Here is a 24,987-nt window from a genome sequence, read left to right as displayed (position 1 = left end):
GAGCATGAGTTTTATACGAACGGTTAAACAGGAGAATCCATTCGTCCAGATGGACAAGCGGTCGATTGGCGGGGGCGACTTATCCTTAAAAGCCACCGGGCTGCTGCTGTACTTCTTATCAAAGCCGAATGATTGGCAGATACGGCTGGGCGATGTCGAGAAACGATTTAAAGATGGTCGTGATTCCATACGATCAGGCTTGAAGGAATTGCAAGAGACCGGATACGTGACAAAGTATCAAAGTCAGGATGATAACGGAAAGTTTGGAGACTGGGTGTATTACGTGTATGAATTGCCTCAATATAACCCGGATTTTAATGAAAGTACTGGCAAACCAACGAAAACACCGAAAACGGAAAAACCGAATTCGGTTAAACCGATGTCGGAAAAACCGACGTCGGATAATCCGTCCTTTAGTAATAATGATTTAACTAATAATGATTCTACTAATAATGAATTAAACAGCAGTAACAGCAGCAATGTCGTTCCGTTTTCGAACGAATACAACCCTCATGAAAAATATCACGAATGCTACGGCAAATTCCCGACCCCGAAAATCACGAGCGACATCCAGGAATTCGAACAGGCCGGCATGGACCAGCGCATGATCTGCCTGGCGATCGAAAAAGCAGCGGGCAACGGCTCTGGTTTCCAGTACGCCTTAGGCATTCTGAATAACTGGAAAGAAAAAGGCCTCTACACCTACGAGCAGGCGTTGAATGAGCGCAAACGCAGAGAGGAGAGGAAGCATGGAGAGCATCAGCAATCAAATTCCGACGCCCCAAAACTGGACTTATCTAAGAGACGAAGAGTGTGAGTGCGAAGAGACTGTGCAGGTGTACGAAGGCGCTATTATGGGCGGTCCCAACAAAGGAAAGATGAAAGAAACCCGGCTGGGCTGCAAATGTGAAGAAAAACGGCTGGCCAAAGAAGCTCAGGAAAAATTCAAACGTCTGAAACAGGCCAAAGCTATGAAAGCTTTTGACCGGTACAGCCTGGTGAACATGGATCTGCAGCGGGCGACCTTTGACAACTACCGTCCGGAAAATCAATCCCAACAGGAAGCATGGGAAGATGCTCAGAACTACGTGGCCAAGTTTGATCCGGAGCTCCTGAAAGATCAAAAATACGACCCGGAATACCATCCCGTGATGAACTTATATTTCAATGGCCGCCCCGGGTTGGGCAAAAGTCATTTAGCGGTAAGCATTGCGAATGCGGTAATGGAGAAAGGATATCCAGCCATTTTTATTTCCGTGCCGAAGCTGTTGCGGAAAATTCGGAACACCTACAACAAAAATAGCGGGGTCACGGAAGATGAATTATTCGCGGTTTTGGAGAGCATTGACTTGTTAGTTCTCGATGATATTGGAGCCGAAAACCATAACGATTGGGTGGAGGAAAAACTCTTCGATCTGATTGATAACCGGCAGGGCAGGCACACGATCTACACCAGCAATATGAGCACCGAGGAGCTGTTCGATGAACAACGAGGGTACGGCAGCCGTGATGCCTCACGCATTGTTAATCGGGCTACAGCGCCGGTGCCACTTGAAGGAAATAACTATCGTATACAGGAGTTGAGTGACAATGGCTAACCGATACCCCGACTGCGCGATCATCATGCGTGGGCGGACCTTAAATGAATACGAGGAGCAGCTGCGGCAAGAGAGCGTGGCTCGTAATATGAGGCGGTTTGAAGAAGCGGAGTTGGAATTTGAGCAACAGAAACTAGCGGTGACAGGAGAGATGTTCGATGAAATCAGAAGCTAAACGTGTGCCATGTCCTTATTGTAAGAAGGATACGGCATTCACAGACAGCATCGAGGTGTACCGAAAGAGTTACGGCATGATTTACCTTTGCCGGGATTGTGACGCTTTTGTGGGCGTGCATGGCGATACAGCTAATCCATTAGGTACACCAGCCAAACGGAAGCTGCGCGAACTGCGGAAATGCTGCCACGGCACACTGGATTACTACTGGCGAACGAAGAAAGTGACACGGAGCGCGTTGTATTCCTGGATGATGACGGTGATGCAGTTACCGAAAGAACGTGCGCACATTGCTATGCTGACCGAAACAGAGTGTTTGAATCTTCTATACCATGCTCAAGAAGTTACCGCTGAACAAATTAACGAAGCTGCCAAACGAGAGAAGGGGTGAGTGTATGAAAGTCGGAGATAAAGTGCTGCTGAATGGTTATCGCAAGAAGTGCTTTCATGGAATTAATCGTGATGAATTTGAAGAGAAGTTTGATGATAGCGACTGTGAGTTTTTCCCGCGTTTTGAAAAAGTAGAAGCAGAAACAGAAGGTTACATTTGCGGAAAGCGGATTTTAAATACCATGTACCGCGTACATCCAGCAGAAGAAAGAGACACTTTAGGTATTCCTGCAGATAATGCAGAAAGTGAATTAATGGTACACAAAGACAATCCTGAAACCTTTTATATGGTGGCTGTCAATCTTTCAACGATCCGTTATGTGTTGCCTGAAGATATTAGAGAGGAGAATTAATATGAAACACCAACTAAAAATACTACCCGAGCATTTTGATGCTGTTTATAAAGAGCAAAAGACATTTGAAATTAGAAAAAACGACCGCAATTTTAACGCAGGCGACCTTTTAATCTTACGAGAATGGGATCCGGATACCGAAGAATACACAGGCAGCTTTGAAACAAGGAAAGTTTGCTATATGATCGATTATGAGCAGAAAGAAGGCTGCGTAGTCCTGGGCATGAGAAAGATCACCGGCATAAGCGATTACGAGTCCTCAGAAGTATAACGAAAGGGTGAATCATATGGAATGTGCCATCTGCGGCAGACAACTGAAGGACAAGAAAAGCCAGGAGCGCGGCATGGGGCCAAAATGCTATCGCAAGGAGCAGAAGAAAGAGAAGGAACTACGGAAGGAGTCCTCTCATGAATGAAACGTATCAGCTCCTTCAGGAGCAGGAGCAAGCCGTGAAGCAGCTGCAGCATGTGCCCGGCATGGAATTAGCGACACGAGCAGCGGAAACGAGGAAGGAGCAAACGAAGCGGACGTATTTGAAGCAGAAAGAAGTACAGCTTCCAGCTGATCACCTGGAATGGTACGGCGGGCAGAACGCTTAAGGACATCCAGAGACAATCACAGGGACTTCTCTGCGCCTTGAACTGTCAATAACGAACAAATATTCAAGACTTCGACAAAAATGGCGGAGATTGGCGGAGAGAAGCTAGAAAGGGGAGGTACACATGGCCACACGCATCTATGATTACTCGGCAACAGATTTATTAGAAGCAAAACAAAATGGCATTCAGGCGGAAACATTTCGCGCTCGGCTTCGATCGGGATGGAGCAAAGAGTTCGCGAAAACCTATAAGAAAGAACGGCTGCATAAAGATGATATACGCATAGCCCAGGAGCATGGCATTTCCAAACGGACGGCGCAGAAACGTATGAGCGACGGCTGGACGAAACTGCAAGCGATCACGATACCGACCGGCAAGATCGGTAAGCAAGCGCAACTGCTTCTGCAATGGAAACCGGGACATAACTGTCCCACGTGCGACTCCCGCAAGATACGCTACGCCGGAGAATTTGGCGAGTGGGTGAATGGGTTTTTCTGCGGCGAATGTTTGACGGAATGGGACTTTCATCGAGATCAGGTGCAAGCGATGTATGTGGATTGGAGCAAATACTAAGGAGGACAAGCAGATGGAAGAAAGGATATTAGACGCAAGTTGTGGCAGTCGGATGTTCTGGTTCGACAAACAACAAGAGGACACGATTTACATGGACAACCGTGAATTAGAAACAGAGTTATGTGATGGACGAATGCTGAATATTAATCCGGATATTCAAGCAGATTTTCGAGATATTCCGTTTGAGGATGAATCGTTTTACATGGTGGTATTTGACCCTCCTCATTTACTCAAAGCAGGCGACGGATCATGGTTGGCCAAAAAGTACGGCGTGCTTGGCCACGATTGGAAAGATGATATTAAGCAGGGGTTTTACGAATGTATGCGAGTCTTAAAGCCGAACGGCACATTGATATTCAAATGGAACGAGGATCAGATCAAGCTGGGCGAGTTGAAAAAAGTAATCCCTTACGCTCCATTGTTTGGCAACAAACGAAGCAAAACGCATTGGCTGGTGTTTATGAAGCTGGAAGGAGGTGCTAGTTCATGAGTACAAATATCAAGCCACCATACTCCCGTTGGCGAACACCACAGGGGCGGATCTATGAAGTGATGTACAGCAACGAGAAATTCACACGGATGATGTTTGAAGATACCGGCAAATGTCGGACAGACTATTCCTTTAAACTCCGCTTTGATGAGGAGGTTCGTGATGAGTAACCAAGAGTTGGTGAAGCAGCTGCAGCAAGAAACCGGGGCAGGCAAAGAGCAAATACTACAAGCGGCGGAGGTGCTGTATGAACAAAACCGAGAGCATGAACGCCCAGCAGTTCCGGCAGAAAAAGAAAAAGCATAAGTACTCGGCGCAGAAAGTCACGGTGGACGGGATCTCCTTCGATAGTAAGCTCGAAGCCGGCTATTATAGGCAACTGCTGTGGCTGAAACAGCACGGAGCCATTCAGGACTTCATGCTCCAGCCACGTTATCTGCTCCAGGAGGCGTTTACGAAGAACGGCAAAACACACCGGAAGATCGAGTACGTGGCGGACTTTGAGATTATGCATCAAGACGGGAGTATTGAAACGGTGGACGTGAAAGGGATGGAGACGGCGGATTTTAAACTGAAGCGCAAACTGTTCGAGAAGAAGTACCCGCAGAAGTTGTCGCTCGTGACGTATCATGCAGGACTCGGTGGTTGGTGTGAGTTAGATGATGTAAAGAAGTTTAAGAAGAATAATAAAACCTAACTTATGAGGTGAGGATATGAGTGTAAAAGTAAATGAAACGCCACAGCGATTTTATTTAGCACTGAAAAATAGTTGGCGTGCAGGGATAGGACACATGGTTACAGTCAACGGCAGAGACTTTGCTGCTATTCCCTTTGAAAAGTATATTCGCATAATTGAAGTTGAATCCGGCACGAAATTAGTTGATGTGCCTATGAATGATGCTACATGGTTTTTGACAATGGAAAAATCGGAAGCAATGGAGCTTTTGAAAGAGATAGGGAAAAGGATTGAAGCTCTGTTTACGGAGAAAGACATTGCGGGGGCTGTTGAAGAAAAATCTAGGTGGACACGCGAAACGTTAGGTGAAAAGCCGGACACCGAGGATTTAACTATGGAAGAACAGAAAGAAATGGGGATTTAAAACCGATAAAACCTAGCTTTGATAAGGAGGAACGCGATGGAATGGTTATACATGGCAGCATCGGTAGGCATGGTGGTGTGGATATTGCTCGGTCCGAGCGGGCCTAGAGAGGGGAGATAGCATGCAGTACCAGACGGGGGAGCTGGTGTACTGCCATTCCATGAATCGGTGGGGGATCGTGACCTATGCGTTTCAGTGTGAACCCAAAGTCGTGGTTCAGGCAGCCTTTCCCTTACAGAAACGATATTTGCCAACCGACAGCATGCATTATACAACAGACGTAGTCAGCGTGGCGGAGTTCTGGAAGCAGTGCTACCGGACGTACCAAAGCAAGGAGGGGCATTAAATGAAAACACACAGCGAGTGGATTTTGACTTCTGAAGGATCAGTAGAAATAGGAAAAATGAATAATCCAGCCAATGGTTTTTATATTAGCCTTTCAGATGCAAAAGGAACCGCTAAGATGACTAATCTCCGTAAACAGAATATCCAGGGCCTAGTGCAAAAGCTAAATGAAATGATTGAGGAGGACGAGTAGATGAAACGGTTCGGGGAAGTGTTCGGCGTTTTAATTGTGGCTGTGATTTTTACCATCATATTAGCGATAGTCGTGGGGTTGGGATGGAACACCATACAATGGGTTTGGAGCTGAGACAGAAAAGGAGTGAGAGCATGGCCGAACGCATGACCGATATTAGCTGGGATGAAGTTACAGGTACACTAAATTTTGATATACTTAGTTCAGAAGAACCATTCGTCTTGGTGGTGTCTCAGGGGCGTGTGCGATGTGCGCCGCTTCCTGAACACGGAGAGACGAAGATTGTCACGCACCAGGGGAAAGTGAAACGCGTGAAATGGGACGAAGGCGAAGAATTTTAACGAAAGACGTTCTACCAGCTCACTGGAGGACACTGAACGACAGCACAACGCTGTGGTTTGGTGTCCTCTTTTTTGTTAGGAGGCATGTATGAAAAAGAAACCGCAGGAGAAGAAGCAGAAGCTATCAGAACGAGAATTGAAAGAGCTCATGGGGGTAACGAAGCAAACATACAAACGAGCCAAAGGCGGGGCGCTGAGGGCGAAATAAAGGGGCGGTTGGATGAAGGCGACGGAAATCAAAGCAGAACTTCAAGCACCACAGGTGAAAGATATCGTACAGTGGATCGGCAGTTATCGAGAAAACATCCAAGCGATCCGGGAGCTCCAGCAATCGTATGTGGAAGATGTGGGGATGGGATTGGTTTCGCAGTACGGGGAAGAAGCAGGGATGCCGAAAGCGCAGGGCGGCGACCATAGCGATGTGGTGGCGCAAAACGTGCTGCACCTGATGCGTCAGAATGTCATGCTTCATGAATTAGAACATAAGGTCCGCTATATCGAACATAGGCAGCACCGGATATCGAAAGACTCGCATGCCATGGCTTTTGCATTACGGCTCCAGGGTTATACGTATTACGAAACGGCCCAGGTGATGAATCGCTCGAAAGGTCATGTCTTTCGGTTGATTACAGAGTGTGCGGAAGTCATGCTGTCCCCAAGTTATCCACAGAATACCGAAACAAACGAAACAAGTTAGGTTTTCCCCATTTTTTCGGGTACACTGGCGGTGGTAGGGCATCTCTTAGAGACGTGCTCTATCTCCAATGCATACACAGGCGCTCTTGCGAGCACCGAAGAACGAAAGAATTGAGAAAAAGGCATCTACCTCCGGGTGGGTGCTTTTTTGTTTGTTGAAAACAGGTCGTACATGGGAGCTGAGTGTTCCTGACCTGTTTTGAGCAAATAACACAAAGGAGGCAGGGCTGATGTAGACATGGACTGGAAAGCAATCAGAGACGAGTTTGAAACGACGGGCATTACGTTGAAGGCTCTAGCAGAAAAGCATGAGATTAAACTGCCTACCTTAAAGAGTCGCAAGCGTCGAGAGGAATGGCAGAAAGATGCATCCTCGGATGAAAAAGATGCATCCCAGGACGCAACCAAAAAAACAGCTGAACCAAAAGAAGAGATTCAAGTCGCTGAACCGGAGAATCTGACCGAGAAACAGCGGCTTTTTTGTATGCATTACATCAGGACGTTTAATGCGACACAGTCTGCTATTAAGGCAGGTTATAGTGCGGATACGGCGTTTGTCATCGGGCATGAAAACCTTAGAAAACCTAAGATTGCGGATTATATTCGTGAGCTCAAAGCCAATATGACTGACGATTTATTCCTAGATGCCCGAGACATTCTCCGCAAGTACGCAGCCATAGCGTTTGCTGATATTACCGACTTCATGACCTTTGGCAAGAAGGAAATCGAAGCGATGGGTATGTTCGGCCCGCTAACAGATGAAGACGGCAATACGATCATGAAGGAAGTCAATTACGTGGACTTTAAAGAATCTGCAGCTGTGGACGGTACGATTATTACCGAAGCCAAACAGGGCAAAGACGGCGTGTCGATCAAGCTAGCCGACAAAATGAAAGCCCTGGAGAAGCTGGAGCAATACTTTGAGCTGCTGCCGGAGAACATGAAGCACCGCGTCCAGAAAGAGAAGATGCAAGCTGATATCACCAAAGCCCAAGCGGAAACGAAACGGATCGAGCAGGAACAGGAAAAAGAGCAGGCGAATGCCTCGGGCGTGTTTATCCTGAACGACAAAGAAGCGATGCGAAAGGAGATGGAGCGACGTGCAAGCCGAAGCCGTGAAGACGACGGACATCATGGACCTGATTAATCCGAACTTCTATCCGGTGTGGCTGAGCGATAAGCCGTACAACATCTTAAGCGGCGGCCGTTCCTCCATGAAGTCTTCGGTCGTTTCGCTGAAAGCCGTCACGGACTTTTTAGAAGACGACCAGGGCAACGTGGTCTATCTCCGGAAAGTCGGGAAATACCTGTCCACCTCGGTCTATGAGCAAGTGAAATGGGCGATCTTTACGCTAGGCGTGGAGCAGGAGTTTCGGTTTCTCTCCAGTCCGCTCAAGATCATTCATAAACGAACCAATACGGCGTTCTACTTCTTTGGCGTCGATGATCCGATTAAGCTGAAGTCCGCAAAGATAGCCAAAGGCTATGTGATGAAGCTGGTCTTTGAAGAAACCGCGGAATTTAACGGATTGGAAGACCTGGACGTGGTGGAGGATACGTTCATTCGGGAAGACCTGGGCGATAAAGAAGTACAAGTCTTTTACATGTATAACCCGCCACGGAATCCCTACAGCTGGGTGAACGAATGGAGAGACTCGAAGAAAGACGATGATGATTTCCTGCTGCATCATTCCACCTATCTGGATGACGAAAAAGGCTTTCTCTCGAATCAGATGCTGCGGAAGATTGAGAAGTACAAAGAGAACGATTTTGAATACTGGGAGTGGATGTACGCCGGCGAAGTCATCGGACTCGGCGACATGGTCTACAACATGGATCATTTCCACTGGCTGAATGAGATTCCGGATAATGACCGCTTAATACTGTTAGATTTAGCGATTGATACCGGGCATCAGGTGTCGAGCACCACGTTCCTTTCGTTCGGCTTCACGAAGCGACAGAACGTTATACTACTGGATACGTACTACTACTCGCCGGAGAACAAGCGGAATAAAAAGCCGCCGAGTGAGTTTGCGAAAGACCTTAGTGAATTCGCGCAAGAGCAACAGGAGCGCTATAACCTGTATTACGACATGCAGACGATTGATAGCGCGGAGGGCGCGTTGCGGAACCAGTATTTCAACGATTATGGCATTAACCTGCATCCGGTCGCTAAGAAGAAAAAAGTCGATATGATCGAACACGTTCAAGACCTGCTGGCGCAAGGTCGTTTTTTTATGTTGGATACCCCGAACAATCGCATTGTGTATGACGAGCACAAAAAATATCAATGGGACCCGGATACCTTACAGAGTGACGATCCGAAGGTTATCAAAGAGGATGATCATACTGTCGACGGCGTACAATATTTCGTAATGGATAACCTGAGCAAACTGAATTTGAAATTCTAAAGGTGGTGAGGCTGTGTGGACTCGAATGGTGGACGGTTTAAGGAGGCTGATGTATAAAATGGGCTTGATTCAAGGGATTAATTCGATTACGGAGAAACGAGACGTGATGGTGACAGATGACCACTACCAACTGGTTGAGAAATGGGCCGCCTGGTATAGCGGATACTACAAGCCGTTCCATGAAACGGTAGATCATACGATTGAAGGACAGAAACCACGCCGCAAGATGACACTGAACATGCCGAAGATTGCATCAGCGGAAATGGCCTCGCTGGTCTTTAATGAGAACTGCGATATCTCCGTAACCCAGGGCGAAAGCGAAGAACAGCCGCTTGGTGAGTTTATCGAGAATGTCCTGAAAGACAATCGGTTCATTAAACGATTCCAGCGCTATCTGGAGTATATGTTTGCTTCCGGTGGCATGGTGGCGAAGGTGTTCGTGAAGAACGATAAGATTAAAATCGCTTATGTGGATGCCAATGCCTTTTATCCCATTAGTAGCGAAAACGATGTGGTGAAAGAAGGCGTGTTTGCGAATGTCAGCAAGCGTGGTGATAAGAAATACACGCTGTTGGAATGGCACACCTGGCAAGGCGAGCAGTACGTGATCGAAAACGAGTTGTATGAGACATCGATTAATAACAATGATTTAGGCGTTCGGCGCGCTCTAGCTACTATCTACCCCGACCTGGATGAACGGGTCACGATCGATGGGTTGGAGCGTCCACTATTTGTCATGTTTAAGCCCAACACCGCCAATAACTTTGATATGACAAGCCCACTCGGTATATCGATCTTTGCGAATGCGTTAGACACGCTGCAGCTGATCGATACCGCGTTTGATAGCTATAAGCGGGAGTTTCAGTTTGGACAGAAGACGATTCTTGTTCCTGCAGCTGCAGTTAAGTCGGTGGTGGATCCAGAAAGCGGTCAGCAGAAGCGTTATTTCGATGCCACCAATCCGGTGTATCAAGCGATGGGCTTTGGCGGGCAGGACAGCGACAAGATTTATGATCTATCCGTAGAGTTGCGAGTGGATGAACATATCGATGCGCTCAACAGCCTGCTAAACATCCTCAGCATGCAGATTGGATTTAGTGCCGGTACGTTTGCGTTTGATGGAAGCGAAGGCTTGAAGACCGCTACGGAAGTAGTGAGCGAAAACAGCCAGACCTTCCGGACCAAGAACAGCCATGAAACGTTTGTGGAAGAAAGCCTGGTCGAACTCGTGCATATGATTGTAGATGTCGCAAAGCTTTATAATCTATATCCAGCAGACACCGAAGAGTACGATGTGGCGATTAACTTTGATGACAGTATCGCTGAGGACCGGGACAGCAACGCGGACTACTATACGAAGCTAGTAAATGGCGGGCTGTACCCTAAAGTACGAGGCATGATGAAGATTCATAAAGTGACCGAGGATGAAGCGAAGCAGATGCTGGAGGAGATCAAGAAGGAGCAAGAAATGAACGCTCCCTCGGATGAGGAATTATTCGGAGCTGACCGCTAATGCGTGATAAGCGAACCCAAACGGATCTCTTTATGGCTCCGGTGCAGAAACTTTACGGGCAGATTGAAGAGGAATTGATTCAGACGCTTGCCTCTTATTTAGCAAAGGAAGAGGAGCTGTTGAATAACGATGTTCTCGAGTGGCGCTTGCAGCAGCTGTATAGCTTAGGCTCCCTTACGGAAGACACGGTGAAGATCATCAGCAAGTATAACGGGCAAACGGAGGAGGCTGTTTATGAAGCTATTTCCAAAGCAGGATATGCACAAGTCCAGGAGTCCGATGATCGGTTTCAAAAGGCGAAAGCCGCCGGATATCAATTAGAAGCACCGCCGGAAGCAGCGGAAGATAGTTCCTTGAATCAAGTGCTGTATGCCATGCAGGCCCAAGCCGCCGATAAGATGAATCTGGTGAATACCACGCTCATGCGACAGGTACCGCAGGTGTACACGGATATCTTAAACAAAACAACAGCCAAAGCCGCTGCGGGTTATGTTACGCCCCGGCAGGCCATGCAACAATCTGCCAAAGAATGGGCGCGAAAAGGCATGCCGGCGTTTGTGAAAGACGGTCGCCAGTGGAGTACGGAAGCGTACGTGCAGATGAACATGCGTACGACCATTAACAACACGACCAATCAGATGCAAGATGAACGTATGAACAGCTGGGGTCATGATCTGGTAGAGGTCAGCGGACACGCTGGCGCCCGCGAACTATGCGCTCCCTACCAATCGCAGGTTTACACTACCAGTAATGATCGGTCGGACTATCCTAATCTGTATTCGGATACGAGTTATGGAGAAGTCGCCGGCCTATTTGGCATTAACTGCACACATTTTCGCTACGAGTTCTTTCCGAGTATCGATCGTCAAACCTATGAGCCGATACCGGAAGAAGATAACGCTCGTATCTATGAAGAATCGCAGGAACAGCGCAAGATTGAGCGGGAGATTCGTTCTGCTAAGCGGGAGCAGACGATGATGAAAGGCCTCGGGGATGAGAAATCCATTAGAGACGCTAATGCTCGCGTGCGACATCGTCAGAAGAAGATGCGTGACTTTATTGATCGCACTGACCGCACACGAACCAGAGACCGGGAGCAGTTATTATAGCTGCTCTCTTTTTTATGCTTAATTTTAATAAAGGAGTGAGAACACATGCACTTTCAAGCAGCTTATTCTTATTTAAAGCGAGGCCATGACATTTGTTTACCCGAATGGGGCGGTTATTGGCGCTGGAATAAAGAAACGCAAAGCATCGATATGCATACTCGTCGAGGTGATGTGCTCGATATTCGAGAGACGAATGATGTGGATTACACGATTAGCTTTTTGTTTCGTGAAGATTGGGAGTTAGTTCATGGCGAAGACAGTAGTTTTAGTACTGTCGAACAAACGAAAGATGAGGAGGGGAAAGCATGAAGTCACCACTGAAATATCCGCTTAACTTACAATACTTTGCTGATGAAAATCCTGCCGGCGGGGAACAAAACCCTGGTGGAGGTAATCCGGGCGAAGAGAATAATCAAGGTGGAGAAGAAAACCCGTTTCAACAAGAAAATAACAATCCTAACCCAGGTGAAGGCTCTGAAGGAGGTGAAAATCAAGAAACAAATCAGCCTTCTGCCGAAGAACAACAGCAACAAGCGGCAGATGCTTTCGCCAAGGAGCAGGGCTATGAGAGCGCAGAAGCCATGAAAGAAGCGCTAGGCAACTATCAGGCGCATCTTGACTCGCAGAAGTCGGAGCAGGAAAAGCAGCAGGAAAAGCTTACGAATCTGGAAAAAGACACACAGGCCAAAGACGAACAGCTTCAAAATGCCAATGCGCAAATCTCGGCCATGAAGCAGGACGTTAACGGGGAGTACCTGGACGACGTGATTCTACTTGCGAAAGCAAAAACGTCCGAGGAAGTGTCGATGGACGATGCGATCGGGCAGGTGCTTGAACGTTATCCACACTTCAAGAAAGCCCCGCAGCAAGGCCAAGGCCCATCGTTCGGCCAGGACAACTATCAGCAACAAGCAGGCACCAGTGATGACTTTCTCGCTGGCCTTAAACCAATTGCAGGAGGGAAAAAATAATGGCAGTAAACGCGAACTATGCAGATAAGTATCAAAATGAATTGGATCAGCTATGGAAAGAAGGGGCTCACACGTCCGTGATTGAGACGCCGAAGGTGGACTGGCTCAATGCGAAGTCGTTCCGGGTGCAATCCATCTCGACCACCGGTTATAAGCCGCACACACGCAACAAAGGCTACAACGAAGGCAACGTCGAGAACACGGAAGAGATCTACACGCTTGAGTTTGACCGGGACGTGGAGTTCTTCGTAGATAAAGCCGACGTGGATGAAACCCGTCAGGCGCTCTCCGCTGCCAACATCACACGCGAATTCACTCGTGCCCATGCGATTCCGGAGATGGATGCGTATCGTTTTTCTAAGATGGCGACGTACATTCAAGACTCTTCGTTCGGCTTGCACCAAACGCAAACACTCACCAAAACGAACGTGTTTGATGAAGTAAAAGCGAGCCTTCGGGAGCTCCGGAAGTTCGGCCCGCAGAATATCGTGATGTGGGTATCGAGCGAAACGATGGACGCGCTGGAAGACTCCGAGAAGTTCACGCGCCACATTGACGTATCTTCAGGACCAACTGGACTCGATACACGGGTCACAAGCATTGACGGCGTGCAGTTGATTGAAGTATTCGACGGCGCTCGCTTCAAAGACAAATATGATTTCACGGAAGGTTTTGCTCCGGCTGACGATGCGAAAGACATCAACTTCATGGCTGTGATGCGTCCAGCAATTACCGCAAAAGCGAAGTTCAACTCCGTGTACCTGCATCAGCCAGGCTCCCACACGGAAGGTGATGGTTATCTGTACCAGAACCGCATCTACCATGACCTGTTCGTGATGAAGAACAAAGAAGATCGTCTGGTCGCATCGTTCAAAACGCCAGAAACAACGTAAGTAAAAATATTAACCATTAGGAGGGATTTGGCATGGCTGTAGTATTGGAAAAAGGCAATCAACGATACAAAACGGACGATAAAGCGCTGATTAGTCAGCTGAAAGCGAACGGGTTTCTTTCCCCGGAAGAAGCCAAAGCAGCGCGTGAAAAACGTCAAAAAGAATTAGAAGCACAAAAAGGGAAGAAGAAACAGGCTCCGAAAACCGGCGGGAACGACAATCCAGAAGATAAGTAGGTGAAAGCCGATGCTTATCGACATGGCTTATTATCGCGATGAGTTTTACGGGGAACCGGAAGAGGATGACGCTACGCTTCAGCGGTACATTCGCAAAGCGTCAGACGTTATTCAGCAGATCACGATGGGGAAGGTGGGAGATGATATCTCAGATCTTCCTTCGTTTATGCAAAAGCAGGTGAAGAAGGCGGCAGCGGCACAGACCGAATACTATGTCTTGCATGGTACGACGGATGTCGGCGTGACGGAAGATGATTACGACAGCATGGGCATCGGAGACTTCAACTTTGCGAAGCGAGCTGGATCCGGCAACATGAGCCGAAGCGAAAAGCGGGTATCAAGCGATGCCTTAGCATATTTAGCGTATACCGGGCTCTTGTACAACGGTGTGGATGCGAATGGCTAAGGTGCGGCCGATTCCCAAGAAGCTATTGAACCATACCGTCACGTATACGCCGCCGGCTGCAGACGAAGGGCCGTGGGGAGGCACCCAGGGAGAGCCACAAACCATTGAGCATGTACGGCTGCAGTCGTCATCCTCGGTAAAGAAAACCGGACAGAATGAAGAAAAGCTGTTGGCTGGAGTGCTGTACATTGATGCCGAGCATTCCAGGCCTTTTGTGGAGCCTCAATCACAAGGGACGATCCGCTATGAGGGTAAAGATATGATCGTCCAGAACGTGAAAGCGGTGCGGGCCTTCGGGCCGGATCCTCATCATTACAAAGTGGAGTTGGTATAATGTTGAATTTTAATATGCGCTCCGACTTAACGGGGATTCTGCCACGACTGACCGGCGCATTCAAAGATGGACAGAAGGCACTGGACCAACAAGTCGTTAAAGATAGTAACTTCTACATTCCGAAAGATACCGGCAACCTGGAAGGCTCCGGCATCCGAGCGACGATCTTTGGGGAAGGGAAAGTCGCGTGGGAAACGCCGTATGCGAAGCGATTGTACTACAATCCGCAGTATAACTTCTCGACCGACAGCAATCCTAACGCCCAGGGCCTGTGGTACGAAGCAGCGAAATCTCGTTTCATTAGCGACTGGATCAAACTGACCGAAGAAGCGATCAAGAGGGGGATATAGATGGACTTTCGAGATCAACTCTATAATTTCCTGACGCAGCTGGAGTTGTTTGCTCCAATTGCTTTTGATGAATTACGGGAAGGCCAAGCGATTTGTATTCGTCATGCGCCGTCGGTAGGGCCGCTACGGTTCATTGATAAATCAAGAGACGATACCTTTACGTTTCAACTGCTCACCAAGCACTCGAATCAATTGCAGGCGATCACCGAGTTAGAACGCATGATGGAAGCGCTGGAGGAAGCGGAAAATATTCCTTCCGGCAACGACAGTTACCAGTTCATTGATTGCGAAATATACACCAGTGCACAGCTCGTCGAGGTCAATGACCGCGGCGAGTATTTATATACCGGGCTGATGCAGGCTCGATTACACCGAAAATAGGAGGAATAAACAATGGCAGAAGACGGTTTCGTATTACAGTCGTCCCACTTGTTTGAAATTGACGTAGACCAGGCAGCAGACATGGACTCTGCAACATTTGAACGGCTGGGTGCCGGCCTCATGAACTTTGACCCGGAATGGAACGAAGAGATTGACCAAAGCGCGTACCTGGATGGGAACGGGTTTAACTCGTCTGATGTCACAGGCGCTCAGCTTGTGATTACATTCGAAGGACACCGCAAAGTTGGAGACGCCGCGCAGGATTTCATTGTCGGGCTCCAGACAGCAATTGGTGAAGGTCGTAAGACGTACTTCCGGTGGACGCCGCCTAGTGGCAAAATCTTTACGGGCCGCGTGACCGTAGCAGCGATTAAAAACGGTGGTGGCGATGCCAACGCCAAGTCGGATTTCAGCTTCGAGATTCACTTTAACGGCGAACCGGAAGTCGAAGATCCAGAAACAGCAGTGTAAATCATTCATAGCACGACAGGCGGCGAGGCTTCTCGCCGCCTTTTTTCTATCAAATCTATTTTCTTTTGGGGAGGAAACAACACATGGCAATTAAGTTAAATATTCAACAGGCGTATGAAGATATCGAGGTCGGTTCTTTAGAATTTCGTATGAATTTATCGGATGAAGAATTACAGAAGAAATACCGAGTGGCGAATGAAAAGAAAGAAAAAATGAACACGATTCTTCAAGAAATACAATCTAGCGAAGCGCAAGATGCTCAAACCGAAGCGGAGATCTTCACTCGGGTAAAAGACGAAATTGCTGAAGCATTGGACGTCATTTTAGAAGAGGGTGCTGGCGAAAAGATATACGAAGAAGTTGGCAAATCTACGATCGTAATGATAAACGTACTGAACCAGCTCATGGAAGTTCTTCAAAAGAAAACGAACAACCAAAGCCAACAACGAGCAGAACAGTATACGGCGAATCGTGAAGGCCGGAGGAAAAATACGAAAACCAAAAAGTAGGTGAATCCAATGAAACTAACAGACGACCTTCAAGAATTCGTAGAGCTTGAAATGCCTGATGGAGATATATTTACTGCACACATTAATATGGCTTTTGATTCGGTTCTGCGGGCGTTTGAATTGTTTGAGGATACCTACATGGATATGGTGACGAAGGTATGTACGCTTTGGGATATGTTCATCGTCAATTACGACGAAGAAGAGAAGGTCACACTGGAACAGCAAGAAGAAGTGATCCTTCATATCTTCCATGAATACTTCCAACCCAAGCAAGCAAACGCTCCTCCCCAAAAGAAAGTATATGATATGGACCAGGACGCGGAGTATATCTACGCGTCTTTTTTACAGGATTACAACATTGATTTGTTTGAAATGCAGGGCGTCATGCACTGGGAGAAATTCTTAGCCTTGCTCAACGGCTTGTCGGATAAAACCAAGTTCAAGCAAGTGATCAACATACGGACGCAAAAGATACCTCGGCCGAACAAACACAACAAAGAAGAGATTGACCGCATTCGTGCGCTTAAGAAAGAATACGCGCTGAATGAAGAGAAATCGATTCATACGGCCGATGACAAGATGGACGCTATAGCGGACACCCTCACCAACGCGAACAAGCGGAAAAAGAAGGTGAACCGCCGTGGCTGATGGAAAAATTGTCATTGATACTTCGTTAGACCCATCCGGTGCCAAGAAGGGTTTAAGTCAACTTGAGCAAAGCATCTCGAAAGTAAGTAATGAATCATTAGATGGTATGGGCAGGAAATTCGAAAAAGTTGGATCAAACATGATTCAAACCGGCCAGAAAGTAGGCAAAGCTAGCGCTGCTGCTTTTGCTCTTACTGGGGGTGCAGTCGGGGGCGCGTTAAAAGCTTTTTCGGATTACGAAACGGGCATGGCAGAAGTATTTACCTTAGTTCCTGACGCTTCAGGTAAACAAAGAGATCAGCTAATGGCAGATGTCGATCAAATAAGCAGAAAATACGGAGAACTGCCCAACGATGTAATACCTGCTGTTTATCAAGCTCTTTCTGCCGGCGTACCTAGCGATAATGTTTTTGAGTTTATGGAAGTCGCTAGTGAGTCAGCCATTGCTGGTGCGACAGAAACTGAGGTAGCTGTAGATACGCTGAGTACTATTTTAAATGCTTATGGTATGGATGCGAGTGAAGCTGAAGGCGTTTCTGATGTGTTATTTACTACAGTGAAAAATGGTAAGACAACGTTCGACGAGCTTGGCAGTTCTCTCTATAATGTCATCCCTCAAGCAGCTTCAACGGGAGTAGAGATTGAGCAAATTGGCGCAGCCATGGCAACAATGACCGCGCAAGGCGTACCAACAGCCCAATCAACTACGCAACTGCGACAATTATTGATCGAATTAAGCAAAGACGGCGGAGAAGCCGCAGATACTTTTTCAGAGATTGCAGGTAAATCATTTCCGGATTTTATATCAGAAGGTGGCACTGTAGCAGAAGCCCTCCAATTAATGAGTGATCACGCTGACGATAATAATGTTTCAATATCTGATTTGTTTGGCAGTGTAGAAGCAGGTAATGCTGCACTATCATTAACAGGTAGTGGAATGTCTATATTTGAAGATAACCTGGACGCGATGGCCGATTCTGCTGGAGCTACGAAAGCAGCTTATGAGGAATTTGAAGAAACGCTTGGGCAAGCTTTAAAGAGGCTAACGGCTAATTTTATGGTCTTTGCTAAAGACATTGGCAGTGGCATGGCTCCTACTTTTACAAAGTTAGCAGATTTAGCTGAAAAAGTTGCTGAGAAATTTTCGGGTTTGTCAGATGGAACAAAACAGTTAATAGGTAATTCATTATTAGTGGGTACAGCTCTCAGCGCTTTAGGTCTTGCTTTTTCTGGAGTCACTATAGTTATCGGGATGGTAATACAAAGCATTGGAACTATAATGACATGGTTTGCCTCAACCAGTAAATCAGCGGCTGTTTTAAGGGGCGCACTACAAATTTTAGTGCGCGTTTTTGCTGCTTTAACAGGCCCGATAGGATTAACGATTGCTGCTGTAGCGGGATTAATTACTGTGGTGTATCAGGCGTATCAAAGAGTGGATTGGTTTAGAGATGCGGTAGACAATACGATCGATGCCATTGTTAATTTCGGGAAAAATATAGCCTCTTTAGCTAAATATTTCGCTTTCGTTATTGCTGAAGGCGATTATATGAACGATTGGCTGATGGCGTTGCCTGAATCATGGCGAGATGCGGTTATTCAAATCGGAGAAGCACTAGCGAATTTCCGAGATAATGTCATAGAAACCTTTAACACGATTGTCGAGCGCGTCAGTAGTGCCATATCTCAAACGAAAGCAACATTATCTGAGTGGGCTGTGCTGATCGGTGAGCGTGTAACTGGCGCCGTACAAAGAGCTCAAGAAATGTTTCAAAGCTTCGTAGAGGCTGTTTCACCAATTCCGGGATTGCTAAATGAGGTTATTGTTTCTCCAGTAATTGACTTCTTTAAGAATATTGGAGAACACCTTTCAACTGCCTGGGAGTTTTTAAGTAATTTCTCCGGAACATTAGCAGGGCTTGCAGCTGTACTGATCGGTGTAAACCCGGCGATTGGTTCTTTAATCAGCTTCTTAGTGATGCTGGTGACACAAACAAATATCGTCTCCGACACCATTGCTTTCTTTAAAGGAGAAATGGAGTTTTCCGAGGTTATTGAAAACGCCGCTACGATGGTCGGAGAATTTATTACTGGTTTAGCTGAGATGGCTACAGAAGCTATCACTAAAGGTGCTGAAATATTAACGAATTTGATTCAAGGATTCGCTGAGAATCTTCCGCTTTGGATTGAAACAGGTACTACAGCAATGACAGATTTTATTGAATCGCTTGCTGAACGGTTGCCGGAGTTAATAGAAACCGGAGCCGCTTCGATTGAAAACTTTGTACAAGGTTTATCGGAAAAGTTACCGAGCATTGTTGAAGCTGCAACTCAAGCTATCACCACGTATATTGAAACGATGGCAGAGACATATCCACAGCTTATTGAAGCTGGCGTGGATATGATTACGAATCTTCTATTAGGTACAGAGCAAGAACAAGAAAACGTAGCGGAAGCTGGGACGAAAACCTCAAATAAGATGAAAGATAGTGTAGAGGAGCAAGCACCTTCGCTGATTGAAACAGGCATAAACATGCTGAAGTCAATTATTGAAGGCTTAACTGAAGCACTTCCACAGATTATTGAGGCGGGAACCCAAGCTATTCATACGCTAGTGGAAGCTATTGCTCAAGCTTTGCCGGTATTACTATCGGCTGGGCTGCAAATTGTTACTACACTTATCGAAAGCATTGTAACTGTTCTGCCGATGCTCATCGATGCTGGCATTCAGATTATTACCAGTCTCTTAGAAGCAATCATTACTGCTTTACCTTCATTGGTGGAGGCTGGAGTCCAGATTATCAATGCTTTAGTGTCCGCGATAACGACCGCGCTTCCAGCAATTATCGAAGCGGCTATCCAGATAGTAACCACATTGCTTGATGCTATCATTTCGGCGCTCCCGGAGCTATTGAACGCTGGCATTCAAATCTTAGAAGCTTTGATTGAAGGAATTATAGCTGTTTTACCTGTACTAATCGAAGCAGCTCTGCAAATTGTAACCGCGTTGCTTGAGGGGATTATTCAGCAACTACCGCAATTAATAAGCGCTGGCCTAGACATTATAACGGCAGTAGTCGATGGGATTATTGAGTTTTTACCGTTATTGATCGGTGCTGCCCTGTTATTAATCGTTAAATTGGTTGAGGGAATTATTGAAGCTCTACCTCAATTAATCGAGGCGGCAATTCAGATTATAGATACGTTGGTCCAAGCGATTATTGATTTGCTACCTCTTCTCATCGAAGCAGCCATAGAAATAATTTTGGCGCTCGTAACTGGCATTGTGGATATGCTCCCTGAATTAATCGATGCAGCGCTTCAGATCATTACCACCTTAGTCGAGGCGATCATCGAATTGCTCCCGGTCATTATTGAGGCAGCAATTGAAATTATCGTCGCGTTGGTCGAGGGCATCATCGAGGCTCTGCCTCAACTCTACGACGCAGCGAACGAGATTATAGATGCGTTGGTCGAAGGCCTTCTTGAATTAGTCGTCATGCTTTTTGAAACGGGCATTGAAATGCTCGGGGAACTCATCAACGGCATGAAGGAAGAATGGGCCCAGGTCGATGAAATCGCGGCCGATTTCGTGCAGGGCTTGGTCGATGGCATCAAGGAGAAAGCGCAAGATGCCTGGGACGCGGCGAAAGAATTAGGCGAAGGCATGCTGGACAGCATCAAAAGCTTCCTGGGCATTGCCTCCCCGGCGAGGGAAATGATCAGCGTCGGGGAAGACTCCGGCGCCGGATTGGAACAAGGGCTCGAAAACTCCAAAGGTGGGGCGGAATCTTCGTCCAACGCGCTGGGTGAAAGTGTTCTTTCGGTTATGGGAGGCCTGCCGGCATCGGTTGGCTCAGCCCTTGGTGGTTTGAGCGGGAATGTCAGCGGCGCCTTTACCGCAGCGTCCACCTCAGCGATGACGGCGCTCAATTCAATGACGGCGTCGGTATCGTCCGGATTTAGCAGCATGGTTTCTGCTACAGGCTCGGCGATGTCCGGGCTTGGCTCCGCAATATCCAACGGATTTTCCAGTGCGACCAGCGCGGTTTCGAGTGCCATGGGCAGTATCGGTTCCTCGATTGCGAGTGGATTTAGCAGCGTCACCTCATCGGTCGGCTCGGCGATGTCGAGCGTGGCCAGTGCCATATCAAGCGGCTTTTCTTCGGTCACATCGACCGTGGGAAGCGCAATTTCATCCGTCGATAGCGCTGTCGCTAGCGGCTTTTCTTCTGTCGTTTCGAGTGTCGCCAGTTCGATGTCGAGTGTGGGTAGTTCGATTGCGAGTGGCTTTTCCTCGGTCGTATCGACGGTAGGGTCGTCCATGTCCAACGTGGTCAGTTCGATCGGCTCGAGCTTTAGCAGTGCGGTTTCCACCGTGACCAGCAGTATGTCGACAGTCCTATCCTCGGTGAGCAGCGGGTTCTCCAATGTAGTTTCCACAGCTGCCCGAGCCGGAAGCAATGTCGTCAGCGGCATGCAATCGACGTTTTCGAACGTGGTTTCTGCCGTCAGCAGAGGCATGAGCAATGCGGTCTCCAATGTCCGCACGATGATGGGCAACATGGTCTCCACCGTGACCAGCTTTATTGGCAACATGCGAAGCGCAGGCGCGAACGTGGTCAGTGGGCTTGCTTCCGGTATAAGAAACGCCGCCGGCAGTGCGGTAGGAGCTGCACGTTCGATGGCGAAAGGCGCTGTCAACGCAGCCAAACGAGCTCTGAAAATCAAATCGCCGTCTCGCGTATTCATGGAGATTGGTTCCTTTACCGGGGAAGGTTTAACGAAAGGCCTGGATGATGAAAAAGGCAACGTGTTGAAAAAGGCGGATGAATTAGCCCAGTGGATGACACCGAGCATGCCGGAGATGCGATCCCTGCAAACGCAGACGCATCAAGTGGTGCATTCCAACAGCAAGCAGTCGCAGAACAACGAAAAAATGATGCGGGCGATTGAGGAGTTGGGCGACAAAATGAATGTCGCTGTTTATAACAGCTTTGACGGCGATAAGGTGCACACCTCGATGCGCCGCAGAGACAACTTCGATCAGCGCATGGACGACGCGCTCGGCAGTCGGTACTAAGAGGGAGGTGAACAGGTGGGACGTCTCATTGAATATTTAGATGGTTCCCGGTTAACACTGGAACAAATGAAACAAGAGATCGGTATTCGAAACAGCGCATTCGATATCAAACCGATCAAAAAAGAAATCGTCGCTCAAAACAACGATAGTCGCCCTGGTCAGATTCCTAAAGGTATCCGGCACGGCGTCCGGGAGATTGATTGGAAGTTTCGCTTTACGGCTTACGACACGAAAGACTGGTCGTTTGTGCGGGATTTGATTAGTCGATGGTTAAACCCTGCCGAGCCGTTCTATCTCTGGGAGCCGGTCGGCAATGAAATCATGTTCGGCGTTCGGTACAAGGTGTACACCAGTAACTTAGACATTCAGCGCGTGAAAAACACGCAATATGGCGATGTCTCCGTAACAATGACCACATGGGAGCTTCCTTTCGGGGAAAGCGTGGCGACCACTCAAACGCCAATGGTCATCGGAGACACCGGCGAACCGGAACAAGATAGCATTTGGACGATAGGGCAGGCCGAAATATTCGGCGGCCCTTATATTTATGACTACACCAATCCGAGCACCATGAAGATTTACAACGGAGGCAACGAAGAAGTGGATGCCGATTATGGCATGATGCTTGATTGGCATATTCAAGGACCCGTAAGCAAATTGAAGATGTACAACCGAACGAATGGCACGGAGTTTGAAAGCAACATTGATCTGAATAGCGATGACACGTTAGCCATTGAAGGCATACGCGTGCGCCGAAATGATACGCCGGCGACCAGAGACACAAGCGGGGATTTGCTCCGACTGGCACCTGGCATGAATGACATTGAGGTCGTGGGCGCAGCTGCAGGTAGCTCATTCAGCTCGGACTTTCGTTGGTACTTGAGATAGGAAGGGAGGGAATCTTATGGCGATGATTTACGACTTACAAGGAAACGCTGAACGATTGGTGGGTTTCGATACCATCAAATACAGTCGCACCAAAAACAGCACCAAGCAAATTTCCCTCGATCTTCATCTCACCAGTGCCAACGAACATTACTTCAAGAACGTGGCTCACTACTGGCGCATCATCGTGAAAGGCAAAGAGTTTGTGATTACGCTGCTGGACCGGCGGACGGAAGGCGACAGCTTTGTCATTAAGATAGGCGCCACCTGGCGGCCGTTCGTTGATTTACGAAAGCTCAATGTCACCGAATCCTTTAGCGGTTCCCGAACCTTCAACGATATCATGGAGTTCATCTTAAAAGACTCCGGCTATACCTTTAATATTATTGGTTTCTTTGAAGCGCAGTCGTTTGAGAATTTTGGCAAAGATCGAAAGTTAAACTGTTTTTTGAAAGCCGTTGAACGTTATGGCGCAGAGTTTGAAATCGACGGCACCGTTATTACCTTTCGAGAGCGAATAGGTCGAGACCTGGACTTTCAGTACCGGCACCCGTTTAACATTCAGAGTACCGATCAGGAAATTGATGCCGTGGACTTTGCCACGCATGGCGAAGGCTTTGGGAAAGACGGGCTGTATTCATCGTACACGTCACCATTAGCAGAAATCTACGGCGAAGAGTTCGGGCGCATTGAAGCCGAAGCTGTGCATGATGAACGGTTTACGGTGCAGAGTTCTTTAGATGCCAAAGTAAAAAAGCGGGTGGATGATAGTTTAGATATCGCCATGACCATCAAGTATGTGGATATGGTCGCGAACGGCTACACGGAAGCGCAGCCGGAACCCGGTGATGAAGCTTTGCTGTACGAAAGACGGTTGGGCATTGCATTGAAAGCTCGTATTGTCGAAGTCGTGGAATGGTTAAACGAACGGGAAGAAATGGTGGACTCTGATGTCAGTTTCTCCAGCTTCTCGGGAAGCAAGACACAGCAGCAACGCATGGGCGAAGCCGTACGTGCCACGATGGACGCCATTGAAGGACGGCGGCCGCTGCCATTTGAAGCACTCAACTACATGGTGCAAACGATATCGAAGGACATTAATAATTCCAAGTCGGAGATCGAGTATCCGGAAAGCGGCGGATTGATCTTACGGGATCCAAATGATCCTAATCTAATGATCCGGTTAGAATCTCGAGGTATCGGCTTAAGTGAAGACGGAGGCCAAGAATATCGATATGGCTTTACTGGTAAAGGGATGGTTGCTGATCTGCTGTATGCCGGCACCATTCATACAAGCAATATCAAAATCGAAGGTCCTTCCGGCAATATGTTTATCGAAGGAGATCGGATTACGTTACGAGATAATGATAATCCAGAAAATAACTACAGTATCTTGGAACCAGGCTTACAAGAATTCAAAGGCAAAGGATTACGGATGGTCCGCGAAGACGGATATGCTCCGATCTGGAACGGTATGTTCACTTTTAATTTTGATGTCCAAGGTGCTGATCCGCCGTTAACCGGACCAAACGTTTATTACGACAACAGTACGGACGGCTACTGGCATACAAGTACCTCTAGTGAACCCCAAACAGCTCAATACTATACGTTCAAGCATGTAGCTCGTTATTTAGTGTTGACGCTATTTCTATATACCTCTGATGAAAACAGTCCTTGTCACGCATATGTGCAACGCGGTGTCCCAGCGAATGGCACAGCTGAAACATTGGCTCATGTATCGACCACGAATACGGACAACGGTGTTTATGAAGGGAGCGAGGATGATCCGCGGCTTCATATCGTCACTATAGATCTTGGGGTCCCAGATGGTAGTAAAAGTTATGTCTACTTGCGGCTTCGAGCGGGGCAGTCCGGTACGAGGGCGTGGGGGCGTGTGACTGGTCGTTACCTAGAACAATAACAAAGGAGGAAG

General features: G+C 47.7%; 36 protein-coding genes. All 36 read left to right on the top strand.

The genetic code is table 11. From position 1 onward, the window contains the following. Positions 1–4 precede the first annotated feature (4 nt). A complete protein-coding gene (locus ACTRXG_RS11915; RefSeq protein ID WP_474285107.1) occupies positions 5–817 on the top strand; it encodes a DnaD domain protein in 813 nt (270 codons plus the stop codon). Next, complete coding sequence (locus ACTRXG_RS11910; RefSeq protein ID WP_474285106.1) at positions 750–1,598, top strand: ATP-binding protein; 849 nt, start codon at positions 750–752, stop codon at positions 1,596–1,598. Before ACTRXG_RS11915 ends, ACTRXG_RS11910 begins: the two co-directional genes overlap by 68 nt. Further along, the gene (locus ACTRXG_RS11905) at positions 1,591–1,773 is read left to right on the top strand and encodes a hypothetical protein (protein ID WP_474285105.1); all 183 of its coding nucleotides are present in this window, start codon (positions 1,591–1,593) and stop codon (positions 1,771–1,773) included. The genes ACTRXG_RS11910 and ACTRXG_RS11905 overlap by 8 nt, the downstream gene beginning before the upstream one ends. Beyond that, positions 1,757–2,164: a zinc-finger-containing protein gene (locus tag ACTRXG_RS11900; protein WP_474285104.1), complete on the top strand. Its 408-nt coding sequence runs from the start codon at positions 1,757–1,759 to the stop codon at positions 2,162–2,164. The genes ACTRXG_RS11905 and ACTRXG_RS11900 overlap by 17 nt, the downstream gene beginning before the upstream one ends. 4 nt (positions 2,165–2,168) lie before the next feature. After that, positions 2,169–2,516 carry a hypothetical protein gene (locus ACTRXG_RS11895; protein WP_474285103.1) on the top strand — a complete coding sequence of 116 codons (348 nt, stop codon included), beginning with the start codon at positions 2,169–2,171 and terminating at the stop codon, positions 2,514–2,516. Position 2,517: 1 nt separating this feature from the next. After that, complete coding sequence (locus ACTRXG_RS11890) at positions 2,518–2,787, top strand: DUF3850 domain-containing protein (protein WP_474285102.1); 270 nt, start codon at positions 2,518–2,520, stop codon at positions 2,785–2,787. Positions 2,788–2,803: 16 nt separating this feature from the next. Then, complete coding sequence (locus ACTRXG_RS11885; protein WP_474285101.1) at positions 2,804–2,932, top strand: DUF6011 domain-containing protein; 129 nt, start codon at positions 2,804–2,806, stop codon at positions 2,930–2,932. After that, a complete protein-coding gene (locus ACTRXG_RS11880; protein WP_474285100.1) occupies positions 2,925–3,116 on the top strand; it encodes a hypothetical protein in 192 nt (63 codons plus the stop codon). The genes ACTRXG_RS11885 and ACTRXG_RS11880 overlap by 8 nt, the downstream gene beginning before the upstream one ends. Positions 3,117–3,239: 123 nt before the next feature. Beyond that, complete coding sequence (locus ACTRXG_RS11875; protein WP_474285099.1) at positions 3,240–3,689, top strand: hypothetical protein; 450 nt, start codon at positions 3,240–3,242, stop codon at positions 3,687–3,689. A 13-nt stretch (positions 3,690–3,702) separates the two neighbouring features. Further along, on the top strand, positions 3,703–4,179 hold the full coding sequence (locus tag ACTRXG_RS11870) for an SAM-dependent methyltransferase (protein WP_474285098.1): 477 nt from the start codon (positions 3,703–3,705) through the stop codon (positions 4,177–4,179). Further along, on the top strand, positions 4,176–4,349 hold the full coding sequence (locus tag ACTRXG_RS11865; protein ID WP_474285097.1) for a hypothetical protein: 174 nt from the start codon (positions 4,176–4,178) through the stop codon (positions 4,347–4,349). Before ACTRXG_RS11870 ends, ACTRXG_RS11865 begins: the two co-directional genes overlap by 4 nt. Beyond that, complete coding sequence (locus ACTRXG_RS11860; RefSeq protein ID WP_474285096.1) at positions 4,342–4,485, top strand: hypothetical protein; 144 nt, start codon at positions 4,342–4,344, stop codon at positions 4,483–4,485. The genes ACTRXG_RS11865 and ACTRXG_RS11860 overlap by 8 nt, the downstream gene beginning before the upstream one ends. Then, positions 4,427–4,876: a DUF1064 domain-containing protein gene (locus ACTRXG_RS11855; protein WP_474285095.1), complete on the top strand. Its 450-nt coding sequence runs from the start codon at positions 4,427–4,429 to the stop codon at positions 4,874–4,876. Before ACTRXG_RS11860 ends, ACTRXG_RS11855 begins: the two co-directional genes overlap by 59 nt. A 16-nt stretch (positions 4,877–4,892) precedes the next feature. Beyond that, a complete protein-coding gene (locus tag ACTRXG_RS11850) occupies positions 4,893–5,279 on the top strand; it encodes a hypothetical protein (RefSeq protein WP_474285094.1) in 387 nt (128 codons plus the stop codon). Between the two features lie 121 nt (positions 5,280–5,400). Then, positions 5,401–5,625: a hypothetical protein gene (locus ACTRXG_RS11845; protein ID WP_474285093.1), complete on the top strand. Its 225-nt coding sequence runs from the start codon at positions 5,401–5,403 to the stop codon at positions 5,623–5,625. Beyond that, the gene (locus ACTRXG_RS11840) at positions 5,626–5,817 is read left to right on the top strand and encodes a hypothetical protein (RefSeq protein ID WP_474285092.1); all 192 of its coding nucleotides are present in this window, start codon (positions 5,626–5,628) and stop codon (positions 5,815–5,817) included. 134 nt (positions 5,818–5,951) lie between these two features. Further along, complete coding sequence (locus ACTRXG_RS11835; protein ID WP_474285091.1) at positions 5,952–6,158, top strand: XtrA/YqaO family protein; 207 nt, start codon at positions 5,952–5,954, stop codon at positions 6,156–6,158. A 220-nt stretch (positions 6,159–6,378) separates the two neighbouring features. After that, positions 6,379–6,855, top strand: coding sequence for a hypothetical protein (locus ACTRXG_RS11830; protein ID WP_474285090.1), 477 nt, complete (start codon positions 6,379–6,381; stop codon positions 6,853–6,855). 237 nt (positions 6,856–7,092) lie between these two features. Continuing rightward, positions 7,093–8,001, top strand: coding sequence for a terminase small subunit (locus tag ACTRXG_RS11825; protein WP_474285089.1), 909 nt, complete (start codon positions 7,093–7,095; stop codon positions 7,999–8,001). Beyond that, positions 7,988–9,265: a PBSX family phage terminase large subunit gene (locus ACTRXG_RS11820; RefSeq protein ID WP_474285128.1), complete on the top strand. Its 1,278-nt coding sequence runs from the start codon at positions 7,988–7,990 to the stop codon at positions 9,263–9,265. Before ACTRXG_RS11825 ends, ACTRXG_RS11820 begins: the two co-directional genes overlap by 14 nt. A gap of 13 nt (positions 9,266–9,278) precedes the next feature. Further along, positions 9,279–10,778, top strand: a complete 1,500-nt coding sequence (locus tag ACTRXG_RS11815) for a phage portal protein (protein ID WP_474285088.1) — start codon at positions 9,279–9,281, stop codon at positions 10,776–10,778. After that, positions 10,778–11,887: a phage minor capsid protein gene (locus tag ACTRXG_RS11810; protein ID WP_474285087.1), complete on the top strand. Its 1,110-nt coding sequence runs from the start codon at positions 10,778–10,780 to the stop codon at positions 11,885–11,887. Before ACTRXG_RS11815 ends, ACTRXG_RS11810 begins: the two co-directional genes overlap by 1 nt. A gap of 45 nt (positions 11,888–11,932) precedes the next feature. Beyond that, positions 11,933–12,196: a hypothetical protein gene (locus tag ACTRXG_RS11805; RefSeq protein ID WP_474285086.1), complete on the top strand. Its 264-nt coding sequence runs from the start codon at positions 11,933–11,935 to the stop codon at positions 12,194–12,196. After that, positions 12,193–12,858 carry a hypothetical protein gene (locus ACTRXG_RS11800; RefSeq protein WP_474285085.1) on the top strand — a complete coding sequence of 222 codons (666 nt, stop codon included), beginning with the start codon at positions 12,193–12,195 and terminating at the stop codon, positions 12,856–12,858. Before ACTRXG_RS11805 ends, ACTRXG_RS11800 begins: the two co-directional genes overlap by 4 nt. After that, on the top strand, positions 12,858–13,751 hold the full coding sequence (locus ACTRXG_RS11795; protein WP_474285084.1) for a hypothetical protein: 894 nt from the start codon (positions 12,858–12,860) through the stop codon (positions 13,749–13,751). The genes ACTRXG_RS11800 and ACTRXG_RS11795 overlap by 1 nt, the downstream gene beginning before the upstream one ends. 32 nt (positions 13,752–13,783) lie before the next feature. After that, the gene (locus tag ACTRXG_RS11790; protein ID WP_474285083.1) at positions 13,784–13,987 is read left to right on the top strand and encodes a hypothetical protein; all 204 of its coding nucleotides are present in this window, start codon (positions 13,784–13,786) and stop codon (positions 13,985–13,987) included. A gap of 10 nt (positions 13,988–13,997) precedes the next feature. After that, on the top strand, positions 13,998–14,393 hold the full coding sequence (locus ACTRXG_RS11785; protein WP_474285082.1) for a head-tail connector protein: 396 nt from the start codon (positions 13,998–14,000) through the stop codon (positions 14,391–14,393). Next, positions 14,386–14,727: a putative minor capsid protein gene (locus ACTRXG_RS11780; RefSeq protein WP_474285081.1), complete on the top strand. Its 342-nt coding sequence runs from the start codon at positions 14,386–14,388 to the stop codon at positions 14,725–14,727. The genes ACTRXG_RS11785 and ACTRXG_RS11780 overlap by 8 nt, the downstream gene beginning before the upstream one ends. Next, entirely contained in the window at positions 14,727–15,077 is a 351-nt protein-coding gene (locus tag ACTRXG_RS11775; protein ID WP_474285080.1) for a minor capsid protein, read from the top strand. The genes ACTRXG_RS11780 and ACTRXG_RS11775 overlap by 1 nt, the downstream gene beginning before the upstream one ends. Beyond that, positions 15,078–15,458, top strand: a complete 381-nt coding sequence (locus ACTRXG_RS11770; protein WP_474285079.1) for a hypothetical protein — start codon at positions 15,078–15,080, stop codon at positions 15,456–15,458. It begins immediately after the preceding gene. A 12-nt stretch (positions 15,459–15,470) separates the two neighbouring features. Beyond that, entirely contained in the window at positions 15,471–15,929 is a 459-nt protein-coding gene (locus ACTRXG_RS11765) for a phage tail tube protein (RefSeq protein WP_474285078.1), read from the top strand. Between the two features lie 83 nt (positions 15,930–16,012). Next, the gene (locus ACTRXG_RS11760; protein WP_474285077.1) at positions 16,013–16,438 is read left to right on the top strand and encodes a hypothetical protein; all 426 of its coding nucleotides are present in this window, start codon (positions 16,013–16,015) and stop codon (positions 16,436–16,438) included. Positions 16,439–16,447: 9 nt separating this feature from the next. After that, positions 16,448–17,086, top strand: a complete 639-nt coding sequence (locus ACTRXG_RS11755) for a Gp15 family bacteriophage protein (protein ID WP_474285076.1) — start codon at positions 16,448–16,450, stop codon at positions 17,084–17,086. After that, complete coding sequence (locus ACTRXG_RS11750; protein ID WP_474285075.1) at positions 17,079–22,169, top strand: phage tail tape measure protein; 5,091 nt, start codon at positions 17,079–17,081, stop codon at positions 22,167–22,169. The genes ACTRXG_RS11755 and ACTRXG_RS11750 overlap by 8 nt, the downstream gene beginning before the upstream one ends. A 15-nt stretch (positions 22,170–22,184) precedes the next feature. Then, positions 22,185–23,057, top strand: coding sequence for a phage tail domain-containing protein (locus tag ACTRXG_RS11745; protein ID WP_474285074.1), 873 nt, complete (start codon positions 22,185–22,187; stop codon positions 23,055–23,057). Between the two features lie 16 nt (positions 23,058–23,073). After that, positions 23,074–24,975 (top strand): prophage endopeptidase tail family protein, encoded by a 1,902-nt coding sequence (locus ACTRXG_RS11740; RefSeq protein ID WP_474285073.1) that lies wholly within the window; start codon positions 23,074–23,076, stop codon positions 24,973–24,975. The last annotated feature ends 12 nt before the right edge of the window (positions 24,976–24,987 follow it).

The organism is Marinococcus sp. LNSP9103-4, assembly GCF_056034345.1.
Note: the sequence above shows the minus strand (reverse complement) of the source record. Positions and strands in the feature narration are given on the sequence as shown.

Excerpts from the sequence above, each read along its gene's own strand:
- ACTRXG_RS11830 (WP_474285090.1), top strand. The coding sequence starts at position 6,379 with ATGAAGGCGACGGAAATCAAAGCAGAACTTCAAGCACCACAGGTGAAA.
- ACTRXG_RS11895 (WP_474285103.1), top strand. The coding sequence starts at position 2,169 with ATGAAAGTCGGAGATAAAGTGCTGCTGAATGGTTATCGCAAGAAGTGC.
- ACTRXG_RS11905 (WP_474285105.1), top strand. The coding sequence starts at position 1,591 with ATGGCTAACCGATACCCCGACTGCGCGATCATCATGCGTGGGCGGACC.
- ACTRXG_RS11785 (WP_474285082.1), top strand. The coding sequence starts at position 13,998 with ATGCTTATCGACATGGCTTATTATCGCGATGAGTTTTACGGGGAACCG.
- ACTRXG_RS11890 (WP_474285102.1), top strand. The coding sequence starts at position 2,518 with ATGAAACACCAACTAAAAATACTACCCGAGCATTTTGATGCTGTTTAT.
- ACTRXG_RS11910 (WP_474285106.1), top strand. The coding sequence starts at position 750 with ATGGAGAGCATCAGCAATCAAATTCCGACGCCCCAAAACTGGACTTAT.
- ACTRXG_RS11755 (WP_474285076.1), top strand. The coding sequence starts at position 16,448 with ATGAAACTAACAGACGACCTTCAAGAATTCGTAGAGCTTGAAATGCCT.
- ACTRXG_RS11850 (WP_474285094.1), top strand. The coding sequence starts at position 4,893 with ATGAGTGTAAAAGTAAATGAAACGCCACAGCGATTTTATTTAGCACTG.
- ACTRXG_RS11915 (WP_474285107.1), top strand. The coding sequence starts at position 5 with ATGAGTTTTATACGAACGGTTAAACAGGAGAATCCATTCGTCCAGATG.
- ACTRXG_RS11865 (WP_474285097.1), top strand. The coding sequence starts at position 4,176 with ATGAGTACAAATATCAAGCCACCATACTCCCGTTGGCGAACACCACAG.
- ACTRXG_RS11765 (WP_474285078.1), top strand. The coding sequence starts at position 15,471 with ATGGCAGAAGACGGTTTCGTATTACAGTCGTCCCACTTGTTTGAAATT.
- ACTRXG_RS11860 (WP_474285096.1), top strand. The coding sequence starts at position 4,342 with ATGAGTAACCAAGAGTTGGTGAAGCAGCTGCAGCAAGAAACCGGGGCA.
- ACTRXG_RS11775 (WP_474285080.1), top strand. The coding sequence starts at position 14,727 with ATGTTGAATTTTAATATGCGCTCCGACTTAACGGGGATTCTGCCACGA.
- ACTRXG_RS11845 (WP_474285093.1), top strand. The coding sequence starts at position 5,401 with ATGCAGTACCAGACGGGGGAGCTGGTGTACTGCCATTCCATGAATCGG.
- ACTRXG_RS11780 (WP_474285081.1), top strand. The coding sequence starts at position 14,386 with ATGGCTAAGGTGCGGCCGATTCCCAAGAAGCTATTGAACCATACCGTC.
- ACTRXG_RS11835 (WP_474285091.1), top strand. The coding sequence starts at position 5,952 with ATGGCCGAACGCATGACCGATATTAGCTGGGATGAAGTTACAGGTACA.
- ACTRXG_RS11825 (WP_474285089.1), top strand. The coding sequence starts at position 7,093 with ATGGACTGGAAAGCAATCAGAGACGAGTTTGAAACGACGGGCATTACG.
- ACTRXG_RS11885 (WP_474285101.1), top strand. The coding sequence starts at position 2,804 with ATGGAATGTGCCATCTGCGGCAGACAACTGAAGGACAAGAAAAGCCAG.
- ACTRXG_RS11740 (WP_474285073.1), top strand. The coding sequence starts at position 23,074 with ATGGCGATGATTTACGACTTACAAGGAAACGCTGAACGATTGGTGGGT.
- ACTRXG_RS11760 (WP_474285077.1), top strand. The coding sequence starts at position 16,013 with ATGGCAATTAAGTTAAATATTCAACAGGCGTATGAAGATATCGAGGTC.
- ACTRXG_RS11810 (WP_474285087.1), top strand. The coding sequence starts at position 10,778 with ATGCGTGATAAGCGAACCCAAACGGATCTCTTTATGGCTCCGGTGCAG.
- ACTRXG_RS11770 (WP_474285079.1), top strand. The coding sequence starts at position 15,078 with ATGGACTTTCGAGATCAACTCTATAATTTCCTGACGCAGCTGGAGTTG.
- ACTRXG_RS11875 (WP_474285099.1), top strand. The coding sequence starts at position 3,240 with ATGGCCACACGCATCTATGATTACTCGGCAACAGATTTATTAGAAGCA.
- ACTRXG_RS11800 (WP_474285085.1), top strand. The coding sequence starts at position 12,193 with ATGAAGTCACCACTGAAATATCCGCTTAACTTACAATACTTTGCTGAT.
- ACTRXG_RS11820 (WP_474285128.1), top strand. The coding sequence starts at position 7,988 with ATGGACCTGATTAATCCGAACTTCTATCCGGTGTGGCTGAGCGATAAG.
- ACTRXG_RS11840 (WP_474285092.1), top strand. The coding sequence starts at position 5,626 with ATGAAAACACACAGCGAGTGGATTTTGACTTCTGAAGGATCAGTAGAA.
- ACTRXG_RS11900 (WP_474285104.1), top strand. The coding sequence starts at position 1,757 with ATGAAATCAGAAGCTAAACGTGTGCCATGTCCTTATTGTAAGAAGGAT.
- ACTRXG_RS11870 (WP_474285098.1), top strand. The coding sequence starts at position 3,703 with ATGGAAGAAAGGATATTAGACGCAAGTTGTGGCAGTCGGATGTTCTGG.
- ACTRXG_RS11805 (WP_474285086.1), top strand. The coding sequence starts at position 11,933 with ATGCACTTTCAAGCAGCTTATTCTTATTTAAAGCGAGGCCATGACATT.
- ACTRXG_RS11790 (WP_474285083.1), top strand. The coding sequence starts at position 13,784 with ATGGCTGTAGTATTGGAAAAAGGCAATCAACGATACAAAACGGACGAT.
- ACTRXG_RS11795 (WP_474285084.1), top strand. The coding sequence starts at position 12,858 with ATGGCAGTAAACGCGAACTATGCAGATAAGTATCAAAATGAATTGGAT.
- ACTRXG_RS11855 (WP_474285095.1), top strand. The coding sequence starts at position 4,427 with ATGAACAAAACCGAGAGCATGAACGCCCAGCAGTTCCGGCAGAAAAAG.
- ACTRXG_RS11880 (WP_474285100.1), top strand. The coding sequence starts at position 2,925 with ATGAATGAAACGTATCAGCTCCTTCAGGAGCAGGAGCAAGCCGTGAAG.